General features: G+C 35.0%; 11 protein-coding genes and 1 riboswitch. Of the genes, 9 read left to right on the forward strand and 2 right to left on the reverse strand.

The genetic code is table 11. From position 1 onward, the window contains the following. Window positions 1–35 precede the first annotated feature (35 nt). On the forward strand, window positions 36–2,759 hold the full coding sequence (locus tag CLV55_RS03155; protein ID WP_112112296.1) for a carboxypeptidase-like regulatory domain-containing protein: 2,724 nt from the start codon (window positions 36–38) through the stop codon (window positions 2,757–2,759). Window positions 2,760–2,819: 60 nt separating this feature from the next. Here the strand turns inward: CLV55_RS03155 and metK are convergent, their stop codons facing one another. Further along, entirely contained in the window at window positions 2,820–4,070 is a 1,251-nt protein-coding gene (gene metK / locus CLV55_RS03160; RefSeq protein ID WP_112112297.1) for a methionine adenosyltransferase, read from the reverse strand. A 243-nt stretch (window positions 4,071–4,313) separates the two neighbouring features. On the opposite strand from metK, the gene CLV55_RS03165 reads away from it, so the two are divergent. The 8 genes from CLV55_RS03165 (at window position 4,314) to CLV55_RS03200 (ending at window position 12,012) form a co-directional block, all read left to right on the forward strand. Then, on the forward strand, window positions 4,314–4,739 hold the full coding sequence (locus CLV55_RS03165) for a choice-of-anchor J domain-containing protein (protein ID WP_112112298.1): 426 nt from the start codon (window positions 4,314–4,316) through the stop codon (window positions 4,737–4,739). Beyond that, window positions 4,739–4,864 (forward strand): hypothetical protein, encoded by a 126-nt coding sequence (locus CLV55_RS13030; protein WP_112112299.1) that lies wholly within the window; start codon window positions 4,739–4,741, stop codon window positions 4,862–4,864. Before CLV55_RS03165 ends, CLV55_RS13030 begins: the two co-directional genes overlap by 1 nt. Continuing rightward, the gene (locus CLV55_RS03175; RefSeq protein WP_112112300.1) at window positions 4,865–5,125 is read left to right on the forward strand and encodes a T9SS type A sorting domain-containing protein; all 261 of its coding nucleotides are present in this window, start codon (window positions 4,865–4,867) and stop codon (window positions 5,123–5,125) included. Window positions 5,126–5,242: 117 nt separating this feature from the next. Further along, window positions 5,243–5,349: riboswitch (SAM riboswitch) on the forward strand. Between the two features lie 53 nt (window positions 5,350–5,402). Next, window positions 5,403–6,392, forward strand: a complete 990-nt coding sequence (locus tag CLV55_RS03180) for a homocysteine S-methyltransferase family protein (protein ID WP_112112301.1) — start codon at window positions 5,403–5,405, stop codon at window positions 6,390–6,392. Beyond that, window positions 6,392–9,052: a methionine synthase gene (gene metH, locus CLV55_RS03185; protein WP_112112302.1), complete on the forward strand. Its 2,661-nt coding sequence runs from the start codon at window positions 6,392–6,394 to the stop codon at window positions 9,050–9,052. The genes CLV55_RS03180 and metH overlap by 1 nt, the downstream gene beginning before the upstream one ends. Window positions 9,053–9,131: 79 nt before the next feature. After that, window positions 9,132–10,088: a methylenetetrahydrofolate reductase [NAD(P)H] gene (metF, locus tag CLV55_RS03190; RefSeq protein WP_112112303.1), complete on the forward strand. Its 957-nt coding sequence runs from the start codon at window positions 9,132–9,134 to the stop codon at window positions 10,086–10,088. An 86-nt stretch (window positions 10,089–10,174) separates the two neighbouring features. Next, on the forward strand, window positions 10,175–11,260 hold the full coding sequence (locus tag CLV55_RS03195) for an acyloxyacyl hydrolase (protein WP_112112304.1): 1,086 nt from the start codon (window positions 10,175–10,177) through the stop codon (window positions 11,258–11,260). Window positions 11,261–11,262: 2 nt separating this feature from the next. Continuing rightward, on the forward strand, window positions 11,263–12,012 hold the full coding sequence (locus CLV55_RS03200; protein WP_112112305.1) for a head GIN domain-containing protein: 750 nt from the start codon (window positions 11,263–11,265) through the stop codon (window positions 12,010–12,012). 1 nt (window position 12,013) lies between these two features. Here CLV55_RS03200 and gldA read toward each other — a convergent pair whose 3' ends face one another. Further along, complete coding sequence (gene gldA, locus CLV55_RS03205) at window positions 12,014–12,913, reverse strand: gliding motility-associated ABC transporter ATP-binding subunit GldA (protein ID WP_112112306.1); 900 nt, start codon at window positions 12,911–12,913, stop codon at window positions 12,014–12,016. Between the last annotated feature and the right edge of the window lie 43 nt (window positions 12,914–12,956).

The following is a 12,956-nucleotide window of genomic DNA, read 5'->3' on the forward strand; positions in this document are numbered from 1 at the left end:
GAATAAAATAGATTCTTCTTTTTTATGCAAAAAAAATGATGAAAACATTTTATACACTATTAGCAAGTTTTATTTCAATTATTGGTTTTTCTCAAAATGTTCGTTTTGAAGGAACAGTATTAGAATCAGGGAAAGCGCCTCTTGAAATGGCCAATGTTATGGCTGTCAATCAAGCAACTAAAGGCATGGATGCGTATGCCATTACGAACGACAAAGGGAAATTTGTTTTGAACTTAAAAGCAAATTCGACCTATACAATTAAGTTGAGTTACATAGGAATGCAAAATAAAGAACTCACAGTAGTAACTAAGACAGAAAACATCAATCAAAATATTACTATGGAGGCTGGTGGAATTCAACTAGATGGTGTTGAAATTGTGAGAGAAATGCCTGTTTCTATTAAAGGAGATACGATTGTTTATAACGCCGATTCTTTTAAATCGGGTACCGAAAAAAAGTTGGAAGATGTACTCAAAAAATTACCCGGTGTAGAAGTTAATGCCGACGGCGAAGTGGAAGTGGAGGGGAAAAAAGTATCAAAATTAATGGTAGAAGGTAAGGATTTTTTTGATGGTGACACCAAATTAGGCGTAAAAAATATTCCTGCCGATGCAATTGATAAAGTTCAGGTATTGCGAAATTACAACGAGATTAGTCAGCTGAAACCTCTAGAAAATAATGAAGAAAATGTGGCCATGAATATTAAACTGAAAGAGGGTAAGAAAAACTTTTGGTTTGGTGACATGACGGCTGGAGGAGGAACCGGTTCGCAGGGTACTGCCTCAAAATTTGACCGCTATATTGTAAACCCAAAGGTGTTTTATTACAATCCTAAATTTAGTGTGAATCTTATATCAAATTTTAACAATATAGGAGAATTGCCGCTAACCATTCAAGACTATTTTAAAATGACAGGTGGTTTTAGGGGGATGATGAAAAAGGGAGGAAGTACGTTCAATGTGGCCAGTAATGATTTAGGAATTTCTGCTTTACGAAATAATAGAGCTAAAGAAATTGAAACTAAATTTGGTGCTACCAATTTTTCATACAATCCAACAAAATCGTGGACGTTAAGTGGTTTTGGAATTTTATCGTATTCCAATACTCAAATTGAAACCCAATCGCAAACGACTATTTTAGCCTCTAAAACACAGACAAACACGGGAGAAAAGCCAATACAACAGACTAATTATGGCTTGGTAAAAATGAGTTCGTCTTATAAGCCTAATACTAACTTTCAGTTTGATTATGATGTGTTAATGAAAAAATCGAGTCAGACCGAAAATTCTTTCATTGATAGAGAGACGATAATGAATGGTAGTTCCAATTCAGAAACGATTTCAACGTATAAAAAACAAAATCCTACTTCGGTCAATCAGAATTTTAGCATCTACTACACTCTGAAAGAGAAAAGTGTTTTTGATGTGGAAATTCAGCATTTGTATCAGGATGAAAATCCGTTTTATAATGCTAATTTAAGAGTACAACCCTTTCAATTAATAGGATATGATGGAACTCAAAACAGGAATGATCTAAATCAAAATCGTTTCGTGAAAACCAATAAGCTCGATTCAAAAGTGGATTATTATTATATGATTACACCCAAAACGAATTTTAATATAACTTTTGGGGATACTTATTCTTATCAAAATTTTAATTCTTCCATTTTTCAAATGATGGATAATGGGACTCAAAACAATTTGACCGATGCGTCCAACACCAACCAAGTAAATTATAATTTCAACGATGCTTTTATTGGATTGCATTACAAAATGTTGCTAGGAAAATTTACGATAACCCCTGGTTTTAGTGGACATACCTATACCATGACCAATCAGCAATTGGGAACCGATGTTACTAACAAATTTTCAAAATTTTTACCTGATGTATATGTGTTGTATCAAATCAAAAAATCGGAAACATTAACGTATAATTATTCTTTAAATAACGCCTTTACCGATATTAGTAAACTGGTCCAAGGGTATATCTTGAATGGCTATAACAGTTTGTTTAGAGGAAATAGAAACTTAGAGAATGCCACAAGTCAAGTACATTCGTTAAGATATTTTAAATACAATATGTTTAATTTTGAGAATATTTTTGCCAATGCGACCTATACAAAAACCATAGATGCAGTGAAATCTATTGTGAAATTTGTTGACGCTAATCAAACCTCAACACCGTATAATTCGAATTTTGCCGACGAAACGGCAACGGTTATGGGGGCTTATGGAAGGTCGTTCTTAAAGAATTATAAAGCATCAGCCAATGTAAATGTGAATTGGTCAAAATTCAATAACATACAATTTACTCCAGCAACTAGTTCTTATGATCCCGTAGCTACTGAGAGTTTTACCCAAACGTACTCTGTTAAAGCGGCTACTAATTTCAAAAATATGCCGAATATTGAATTAGGATATTCCACAACTATTAATGAGTACAACCATACAAAATATTATACTAACACACCTTCGGCAACTTTGGACTACTATTTCCTAAAAGGCTTTGCTTTTGTAACGGATTATCAATATTACCATTATTTTAATAAAGACAACACGATAAACAATAATTATCAATTTTTAAATGCTAGTTTGTCGTATCAAAATAAAGATGGAAAATTTGAATATAAAATTGGAGCGACTAATGTGCTCAATACAAAATCATTGAACGATAACAGCTTTAACCAATTTACCATTTCAAGTTCTCAATATTTTGTTCAGCCGCGATATGTAATCTTAAGTTTAAAATATAATTTATAGACAAACAAAAAACCTGATGTGAGAGCATCAGGTTTTTTGTTTTTATAGAAAGGACTTTGTTTAGATATTAAACGCAGCTTTTACTTTGTCAACATAATCAAGTTTTTCCCATGTAAAAAGTTCAACGGTTACCGTTTTGTCATCGCCATTTGGAGATTTAAAGATTTTGGTAACTGTTTCAGGAGTTCTTCCCATGTGTCCATAAGCAGCCGTTTCGCTATAGATTGGGTTTCTCAATTTTAAGCGTTGTTCAATAAAGTAAGGACGCATGTCAAAAATAGTTTCTACAACGTTACTGATTTCACCATCCGTTAGATTCACTTTGGCAGTACCATAAGTGTTTACGTTGATTGAGGTTGGTTTTGCTACACCAATAGCATAAGAAACTTGAACTAAAACTTCATCACATAATCCAGCTGCTACCAAGTTTTTAGCGATATGACGCGTGGCATAAGCAGCCGAACGGTCTACTTTACTTGGATCTTTTCCAGAAAAAGCACCACCTCCGTGAGCCCCTTTTCCACCATAGGTGTCTACTATAATTTTTCTTCCTGTCAAACCTGTATCGCCATGAGGACCTCCAATTACAAATTTTCCGGTTGGGTTGATGTGATAAGTGATATCGTCATTAAACAAATGAGCGTATTGAGGATATTTAACTTTGATTCTAGGGATTAGAATCGAAATCAAATCACTTTTAATTTTCGCTAACATAGTTGCTTCATCAGCAAAATCATCGTGTTGGGTTGAGATGACAATGGCATCAATGCGTTGTGGTTTGTTGTCGTCAGAATACTCTAAAGTTACTTGCGATTTCGCATCTGGACGTAAATAAGTAATTTCAGAATTTTCTCTTCTCAAGTTGGCTAATTCAATTAATAGAGCATGTGATAAATCTAAAGCCAAAGGCATGTAGTTTTCGGTTTCGTTGGTAGCATATCCAAACATCATCCCTTGATCCCCAGCGCCTTGTTCTTCTTTGCTAGCGCGGTCTACCCCTTGATTGATGTCGGCTGATTGTTCGTGAATGGCTGATAAAACCCCACAAGAATTAGCTTCAAACATGTATTCACTTTTGGTGTACCCAATTTTCTTAATAACGTCTCTTGCAATAGATTGAACATCAAGATAAGTGTTTGATTTTACTTCTCCTGCAAGGATGACTTGACCCGTAGTAACAAGAGTCTCACAAGCCACTTTTGACTCAGGGTCAAAGGCTAAAAAATTGTCAATTAACGCATCTGAAATTTGATCAGCTACTTTGTCAGGATGTCCTTCGCTCACGGATTCTGACGTAAATAAATAAGCCATAATATAATTTATTTTTTTAAATTAATGTGTGAGGAAAAAATTGCAAGGTATATGCTAAAGAAGGGATTCTGCTTTAGCATTTTTTTTATTCTTTACTTTTTTACATTGTAAAAGCAAGAATAGAGGTTGCAATCAGTACAAATTTTTCCTCTTTTATTCAGGTGCAAATATACACAAAATTTTGTTTTTTGTGTTTTTCTGAAAAAATAATATTATTTCAGCACCAATTTAAAACAATTTTATATGAAAAAACTATTACTTTCTAGTTTGCTTTTTGTTGCTGTTGCATTTCATTCGAATGCTCAAGTAACTTTATTTAGTGATGATTTTGAGGATAGCGATATCTCAGATTGGACTTTAATCGATGCTGATGGCGACGGATGGGATTGGCTACCAGTAACTATGGCAACTACAGCACCATTGTATAAAGGGATGCGTTCTATGTCTTGGTCTTCTACTGACGGTGCTTTAACACCAGACAATTGGGCAATTTCTAGAGGAATTGATGTTGGAGCAGGAAACACCATAACATTATCATGGAATGTTGTAGCTCGTGACCTAGATTGGGATTTAGAAAATTATTCTGTTTATGTTTCAAATGGAAATACAGATACAGCTATGTTGGCAACTACACCTGTTTTTAATGAAGTTTTGGAGGTGTTAATGTGATGACCACTAGAACGGTTACATTACCTTCAACATTAACAGGTACAATATATGTAGCATTCAGACATCACGATGTTACAGATCAATTTGTAGTTGATGTAGATAATGTTACTGTGACATCGACATAATTGAGAAATGACGAATTTTTTGCATCAAATTTTTCAGTAACTCCAAATCCAGCTTCAGATGTAATTACAATAGCTACAAAAAATAATATTCCAGTTGAATCAGTTCAAGTTCTGGATATGAATGGAAGAGTTATTAAAGAGATGAATGCTACTTTTGAAGATGCTACTACAATGAATATTTCTGAAATTAATTCAGGAGTATACTTTGTTAAAGTAAAATCACAAATAGTTGTTGGTACTACTAAAGTGGTAAAAAAATAAATCTATTCTGACAAATATAATTTTAAAGGAGCAATACGTTGCTCCTTTTTTATTTTACATTTTAGTTGGAATATTAATTTTTATACTTTTACTTTGTACCGTTCTAATACATGATGTTTGTTATCACGAAAGCTGGAGGGAATAGACCCATTGAAAGCTTAGCAACCCTATACTTATAGAAGGTGCTACATTCTATTCTGATGTGAATCAGGAAAAGATAACTAGAAGAATTCTCTCACCAATTCTGATAACAAATACATATATAAAAAGTTATCAGATGGTATTAATCACAACCGAACTTAAAAAAAGAATCCTAGTGCTCGACGGGGCCATGGGAACCATGTTGCAACGCAATAACTTCTCTGAAGAAGATTTTAGAGGAGAACGTTTTAAAGACTTTCCACATCCGTTAAAAGGCAATAATGATTTGCTTTCTATCACGCAACCTGAAGCAGTAAAAAAAGTACATCGTTTGTATTTTCTAGCAGGAGCAGATATTGTAGAAACCAATACTTTTTCTGGAACTACCATAGGTATGACTGATTATTACTTGGAAGATTTAGTCTACGAACTCAACTTTCAATCGGCTAAAATAGCACGTGAAGTTGCCGATGAATTTACAGATAGACCACGTTTTGTGGCTGGTTCTATCGGGCCAACTAATAGAACAGCCTCTATGTCTCCCGATGTAAATGATCCAGGATTTCGCGCGGTGACGTTTGATGATTTACGAATTGCCTACAAACAACAAGTAGAAGCTTTGATTGATGGTGGAGTTGATGTGCTTTTGGTGGAAACAATTTTCGATACATTGAATGCCAAAGCAGCATTGTTTGCCATCGAAGAAGTAAAAGAAGAACGAAACCTTGATATACCCGTGATGGTTTCTGGAACGATAACGGATGCTTCTGGAAGAACACTATCTGGACAAACGGTCGAAGCTTTCTTGATTTCCATATCACATATTCCTCTACTAAGTATTGGTTTTAATTGTGCACTTGGAGCTGACCAATTAAAACCGTATTTAAAACGTTTGGCAATGAATACATCTTTTAATATCTCTGCCCATCCTAATGCAGGTTTGCCTAATGCATTTGGGCAATACGACCAAACTCCTCAGGAAATGCAAGCTTTGATAAAAGAATATCTTCAAGATAATTTGGTCAATATCATCGGCGGTTGTTGTGGTACGACACCAGAGCATATCAAAGCGATAGCTGAAGTAGCAAAGGAATTTAAACCAAGACAAATTTTAGAAACGATATAATGGCGGAAGTAAAATACTTAAAGTTATCAGGTCTTGAACCATTAATTGTTACACCTGAAAGCAATTTTATCAATGTTGGTGAGAGAACAAATGTAACAGGTTCACGTAAGTTTCTCAGATTAATTAAAGAAGAAAAATACGAAGAAGCTATTGAAATTGCTCGTTCACAAGTAGAAGGTGGCGCACAAATTATAGATGTCAACATGGATGAAGGCATGTTGGATGGTGTGTATGCTATGACTAAATTCCTAAATCTGATAGCGGCAGAACCCGATATTGCTCGAGTTCCGGTGATGATAGACAGTTCAAAGTGGGAAATTATCGAAGCTGGATTGAAAGTAATTCAAGGGAAAGGTGTGGTGAATTCGATTTCTTTAAAAGAAGGAAAAGAAGCCTTTGTACATCATGCCAAATTAATCAAGAGATATGGCGCAGCTGTAATAGTAATGGCTTTTGACGAAGTGGGTCAAGCCGATACGTACGAGAGAAGAATTGAAATCTGTAAAAGGAGTTATGATATTTTGGTTAATGAGGTTCATTTTCCAGCAGAAGATATCATTTTTGATCCGAATATTTTCCCTGTTGCCACAGGAATGGAAGAACATAAATTAAATGCTTTAGATTTCTTCAGAGCAACCAAATGGATTAGAGAAAACTTGCCTTATGCAGGAGTTTCTGGTGGTGTGAGTAATGTTTCGTTTTCGTTCCGTGGTAATGATAAAGTTCGTGAAGCCATGCATTCGGCTTTTCTTTTTCATGCTATTAAAAATGGTATGACAATGGGTATCGTTAATCCTGAAATGCTTGAGATTTATGATGAGATTGCCCCCGTTTTATTAGAGCATGTAGAAGACGTTTTGTTGAATAGAAGAGAAGACGCTACAGAGCGATTATTGGATTTGGCGGAAAGTTTCAAAGGCGAGAACAAATCGAGTGAAAAAGTAATTCAAGAATGGCGAAATAGTTCTGTACAAGAACGCTTAACTCATTCATTAGTTAAAGGTATAGACGAGTTCATTGAAATTGATGTGGAAGAAGCCAGAAAACTCTGTGCCAAACCCATTGAAGTCATTGAGGTTTATTTGATGAATGGGATGAATGTAGTCGGCGATTTATTCGGAAGTGGAAAAATGTTTTTGCCTCAAGTAGTAAAATCGGCTCGTGTAATGAAGAAAGCGGTGGCTTATCTATTGCCTTATATCGAAGCTCAAAAAGATGGAAAATCTAGTTCGGCTGGAAAGGTTTTAATGGCAACCGTAAAAGGCGATGTGCATGATATTGGAAAAAATATAGTTTCGGTGGTTTTGGGTTGTAATAATTTCGAAATTATTGATTTGGGTGTAATGGTTCCACCAGAGAAGATTATAGAAACGGCTATCAAAGAACAAGTGGATATCATTGGACTGAGCGGATTGATAACGCCTTCGTTAGACGAAATGGTGTGTTTGGCCAAAGAATTGGATAAATTAAATATCAAAATTCCTGTGATGATTGGTGGTGCTACGACTTCTCGTGCGCATACAGCGGTAAAAATTGCACCAGAATATGCAGCAACAGTTGTTCATGTGAATGATGCCTCTCGTGCTGTAACCGTAGCCAGTAATTTATTGCAGGAAGAAACAAAGGAAGCCTATACTCAATCTGTTCGTGCTGAATATGATAAACTTCGTGAAGGGTATTTGAGTAGAAGCAGATATAAAAATTTCTTGTCTATTGAAGAAGCTAGAAAAAATAAACTGCAATTGGATTGGGAAAATTATCAACCTGTCCCCCCAAATTTTATTGGAACAAAGACTATAGAAATTGAACTAACAGAATTGATTGATTTTATAGATTGGACACCGTTTTTCAGTTCTTGGGAATTGTATGGAAAATATCCAGCGATTTTAAGCGATGAGGTTGTGGGCGAACAAGCCACAACATTGTTTGCAGATGCTCAAAAAATGTTGCAACAAATCGTTTCCGAAAAATGGTTGACTGCAAAAGCAGTTCTTGGAATTTTTCCTGCAAATACAATAAATGATGATGACATCAAGCTTTCGACTTTTGACTTTCGACTTTTGACTCTTCGTCAGCAATCCCAAAAAACTGCAGGAGCACCTAATATTGCTTTGGCGGATTTTATTGCTCCAAAGGAAAGTGGTAAGCAGGATTACATCGGTTGTTTTTGTGTGACCACGGGTTTTGGAGTAGATGAAAAGGCTACTGAGTTTGAAAAACAATTGGATGATTATAACTCTATTTTAGTGAAAGCTTTGGGCGACAGATTAGCAGAAGCATTCGCAGAATATTTGCATTTGAAAGTTAGAAAAGAAATTTGGGGTTATGCTGCCAATGAAAAATTGAGTAATCAGGATTTAATTGAGGAAGCATACAAAGGCATTCGCCCTGCGCCAGGCTATCCGGCGTGTCCAGACCATTTGGAGAAACCTACGATTTGGAAACTATTGAACGTAGAACAGGAAATTGGCGTAAAGCTAACAGAAAGTATGGCGATGTGGCCAGCAGCATCGGTTTCGGGGTATTATTTTGCACATCCTGAGAGTAAATATTTTGGTTTAGGAAAAATTAAAGAAGACCAAGTGACGGATTATGCCAAAAGAAGAAATATAAGTATAGAAGAAGCCAACAAATGGCTATCACCAAATATAGCAGATTAAATAAGTTGTTAGGTTATAGGTAGTAGGTATTAGAAAAACCTACAACCTGTAAAACCTACAACCTAAAAACCTAAAAAAGATGAAAGTAACGCAACATATAGAAAACGCCAACGGGAAACCTTTATTTTCGTTTGAAATATTACCGCCTTTAAAAGGGCAAAACATTCAATTTATTTATGATGGAATTGATCCTTTGATGGAATTTAATCCGCCGTTTATAGATGTGACGTATCACAGAGAGGAATATGAGTATAAAGAATTGCCTAATGGTCTTTTGCAGAAAAAGATTGTGAAGAAACGTCCAGGGACGGTAGGAATTTGTGCGGGTATTCAAAATAAATATAATGTGGATGCTATTCCTCATATTCTTTGTGGTGGATTTACTAAAGAGGATACAGAGAACTTATTGATTGACTTGGATTTCTTGGGGATTGATAATGTGGTGGCTTTGAGAGGTGATGCTTTGAAGACGGAAACCTATTTTCATCCGGAGAAAGAGGGTAATGCTTATGCTTCGGAATTGGTGACACAGATTAGTAATTTGAATAAAGGGATTTATTTGGATGAGGATTTGAAGAACACGGCTAAGACTAATTTTTGTATTGGTGTGGCGGGTTATCCGGAGAAGCACATGGAAGCGCCGAGTTTGGACAGTGATATTCATTTTTTGAAGCAGAAGATTAAAAATGGTGCGGATTACATTATTACACAGATGTTTTTTGATAACAAGAAATTCTTTGAATTTGTAGATAAATGTAGAGCTGCAGGCATTACTGTTCCTATTATTCCAGGGTTGAAACCTATTGCTACGAAGAAACAATTGAACTTGATTCCACACCGATTTAGTTTAGAATTACCTGATGATTTAATCATGGAGGTGGTAAAGGCTAAGGATAATGATGAGGTGAAACAAATTGGGATTGAATGGTGTATTGCGCAAAGTAAAGAATTGGTCAAAGCGGGTATTCCAGTATTGCATTACTACTCAATGGGAAAAGCTGCGAATATTAAAGCGATTGCTAAAGAAGTATTTTAAGATTAACTAAATATTTCCACAAGAAGGAAAGCTGATTTAGTATCTTAAACTAATTCTTCTATATTTGTACGAATTAAAGAAAGTGCATGAAAAAGTGGTTTTTAGGATTGTTTCTATGTTCTAGTGTTCTTTGGTCTCAAAACAATCAAGATACGAATGCGATAGAAGTTTCTCTTTTTAGAGGGAATGTTTTGCCACACACAACCGATTTATACCATCTACAAGGCCATCCAGATGGGATGATGGTTAATTTCTTAAAGCAAACGCATGGTAAAGAAGCGTGGCATTCTGTATACAATTTCCCAGATTATGGGGTGTATTTTCAATATCAAAATTACAACAATGAGTTTCTGGGAAAAGTATATGCGCTCGGCGCTTTGTATAATTTTTATTTTCTCAACAGACACCTTGAGTTAAAAATAGCTCAGGGTATTGGATACGCAACAAATCCCTATGATAAAGTTGAAAACAGTAAGAACAAAGCCTTTGGGTCTACATTGATGGCAAATACCAATATTGGGTTATTTTTCAAAAAGGATAATATCTATAATCATTTTGGTGTTTATGCAGGCTTTCTTTTTACGCATTTTTCAAATGGACGAACCAAGTCTCCAAACAGCGGGATTAATACATTCCTTTTGAATCTAGGGTTACAATATAATTTTTCAGAGGCGACTAAAAATGTAAGAGACTTAGTTGCCAATCAAAAAATTGTAGAACCTATTCGATATAATTTTGTCTTTCGCTCTGGATATAATGAAAGTCAAATTATAGGTAGTGGGCAATATCCTTTTTACCATATTGGTTTTTTTGTTGACAAACGATTCAGTCGTAAAAGTGCTCTACAAGTAGGAACCGAATTATTTCTAACACAATCATTTAAGGATTATATAAAATATAAAGCAAATGCCTATCCTGAGTTGAATATCGATCCTAATATCGACTACAAACGCGTGGGTGCTTTTGTAGGTTATGAGTTGTTTGTCAATAAAATTTCTCTTGAAGCGCAAGTAGGATATTACATTTACAGACCTTTTGTGAACGATATTTCAGTTTATGATAGAATTGGATTTAAATATCATTTTAAAAAAAAATTGTTTGCAAGTTTTTCTGTTAAAACCCACATGTTTTTGGCAGAGGCATTAGAATACGGTCTTGGAATACGATTATAAATATGAAAAAAATAATAGCAATCTTTGGAATATTGATTCTGTTTGTTTCTTGTGAGAAGCCAATTGAATGTATTGAGAGTACGGGAGATATTGTTAAAAGAATCATTCCTGTAACCCCATTTATAAAAATTAAATTGTATCATGGAATTGAGTTGGTTGTTACGCAAGCAAATGAATACAAAGTAGAAGTAGAGTCGGGTAGTAATTTAATCGATAATATTGAGATTTCTCAAAATGATAATCAGTTGGTTATTAAAGACAATACGACCTGTAATTGGTTACGAGATTATGGTCAAACCAAAGTTTATATTTCGGCACCCAATATTGAAGAAATATATTCTAAAACCGATCGTACTATTAGTTCTAATGGGGCCCTTAATTTTCCTAAATTAACCCTCTATGCCCTCGATAAAAATGGAGATGGTGAAAATGAAGCAGGGACGGGAGATTTCTACTTAACGCTAAACGCAACACAATTGAATATTGAAAGCAACAATGTTTCACGTTATTTTTTGTCTGGTACTGTCCAAGAGGCATACTTTAATTTTTGGGCGGGAGATAGCAGAATTGAAGCATCTGATTTAACAATACAAAATATCCATGTCTACCATCGAGGTTCTAATGATATGATAGTGAAACCGATACAAAGTATCACGGGTATAATGAACAGCACGGGAAATATAATCCTAAAAAACAATCCACCTTTGATAGATGTGCAACAACTCTATCAAGGACATGTGATTTTAAACTAACTTATTTTTTAGTTTTTTCTCGGAATATCTGTTCTAGATTTTTGTTTTTGTGACTCAGTTGGAGTGTTTTTAATCCATTGGTATGTGCAAAATCAAAAACCACAGAGCGCATATCTTTTTCGGTGTCAAAAATCAGTTCCCAAACATTATTATAGGTGTTGGAAAAAGAACTCAAATTTGGCAATGAGGAGAATAATTTTTCAGAAACAAGACTGTCAAATTCGACTTCAATAATCTGTTCGTGAACTTCAGAAACCAATGTGTCTAATTTTTTGTCCGTAACTATTTTTCCATTGTTAATAATGATAACCCTATCACAAATGGCTTCAACTTCTTGCATGATGTGTGTGGATAAAAAAACGGTTTTGTTTTTTCCAACGGTTTTGATAACGTTTCTGATTTCTACCAATTGGTTCGGATCCAAACCTGTTGTGGGTTCGTCCAAAATCAAAACCTCTGGGTCATGGAGTAAGGCAGTTGCCAAACCTACGCGTTGTCGGTATCCTTTAGAAAGTTGTCCGATTTTTTTGTGACATTCAGGCTGTAATCCTGTTAAAGCAATTACTTCAGAAATTCTACTTTGAGGTACTTTATACACATCAGCATTAAATTCTAAATATTCTCTAACATATAAATCTAAGTACAACGGATTGTGCTCCGCCAAATAGCCCACAGCTACTTGCACCGCTTTAGGTTGGGTTGTAATATCACATCCATTGACAAAAGCCTTTCCTTCATCGGGTTGAATATAGGTTGTTAATATTTTCATTAATGTTGATTTTCCAGCGCCGTTCGGACCTAAAAAACCCACAATTTCACCTTTTTTTACTGAAAATGAAACAGCGTCAAGGGCTTTTTGTGCCCCATAACTTTTTGAAATATTTTGAACTTCTATAGACATTAATTCTTTTTTAGCAAAAGTAATAAATTTAAGTTATCTTATA

Source organism: Flavobacterium aciduliphilum (assembly GCF_003268855.1).
Taxonomy (GTDB): Bacteria; Bacteroidota; Bacteroidia; order Flavobacteriales; family Flavobacteriaceae; genus Flavobacterium; species Flavobacterium aciduliphilum.

Bases quoted from the DNA above. Each gene is read 5' to 3' on its own strand.
- CLV55_RS03155 (WP_112112296.1), top strand. From the start codon at position 36: ATGATGAAAACATTTTATACACTATTAGCAAGTTTTATTTCAATTATT.
- metK (WP_112112297.1), bottom strand. From the start codon at position 4,070: ATGGCTTATTTATTTACGTCAGAATCCGTGAGCGAAGGACATCCTGAC.
- CLV55_RS03165 (WP_112112298.1), top strand. From the start codon at position 4,314: ATGAAAAAACTATTACTTTCTAGTTTGCTTTTTGTTGCTGTTGCATTT.
- CLV55_RS13030 (WP_112112299.1), top strand. From the start codon at position 4,739: ATGACCACTAGAACGGTTACATTACCTTCAACATTAACAGGTACAATA.
- CLV55_RS03180 (WP_112112301.1), top strand. From the start codon at position 5,403: ATGGTATTAATCACAACCGAACTTAAAAAAAGAATCCTAGTGCTCGAC.
- metH (WP_112112302.1), top strand. From the start codon at position 6,392: ATGGCGGAAGTAAAATACTTAAAGTTATCAGGTCTTGAACCATTAATT.
- metF (WP_112112303.1), top strand. From the start codon at position 9,132: ATGAAAGTAACGCAACATATAGAAAACGCCAACGGGAAACCTTTATTT.
- CLV55_RS03195 (WP_112112304.1), top strand. From the start codon at position 10,175: ATGAAAAAGTGGTTTTTAGGATTGTTTCTATGTTCTAGTGTTCTTTGG.
- CLV55_RS03200 (WP_112112305.1), top strand. From the start codon at position 11,263: ATGAAAAAAATAATAGCAATCTTTGGAATATTGATTCTGTTTGTTTCT.
- gldA (WP_112112306.1), bottom strand. From the start codon at position 12,913: ATGTCTATAGAAGTTCAAAATATTTCAAAAAGTTATGGGGCACAAAAA.